Origin of the sequence: Halomonas sp. SIMBA_159, from assembly GCF_046536035.1 — a bacterium.
Classification (GTDB): domain Bacteria; phylum Pseudomonadota; class Gammaproteobacteria; order Pseudomonadales; family Halomonadaceae; genus Vreelandella; species Vreelandella venusta_A.
In genome coordinates, this window is sequence record NZ_JAWJBT010000394.1 from 1 (window position 1) to 279 (window position 279).

At 70.6% G+C, this 279-nt stretch carries 1 protein-coding gene; it reads left to right on the forward strand.

Translation table 11 applies throughout. The features are described 5' to 3' along the window. On the forward strand, positions 1–238 hold a 238-nt coding region (locus R0J87_RS19755; protein WP_498888384.1), incomplete at its 5' end, for a YcxB family protein. Positions 239–279: the final 41 nt, after the last annotated feature.

Genomic DNA, 279 nt, shown 5'->3' on the forward strand with positions numbered 1-279 from the left:
GGCCGTTCGGACCGCATCACCTCCCGGCACCGCGGTGTGGCTCCGACTCGACGACGAGGCTCTGCGCGTCGGTGCCGGCGGGCGCTCGTCCGACATCCCCTACAGCACCTTCCAGAGCGTGCGCGCCGGCAGGCACGCAGTCCTCGTCAAACTTCGCGGCGCATCCGCGATCACGGCGGTCCCCCGTGCCCTCCTGACGGACGATGACATCGCCCTGCTCAGGTCCAGAATCGGCTGATACGCCCCGGCGGGTCCTGACGCGCATCAGCGCAGGCCATC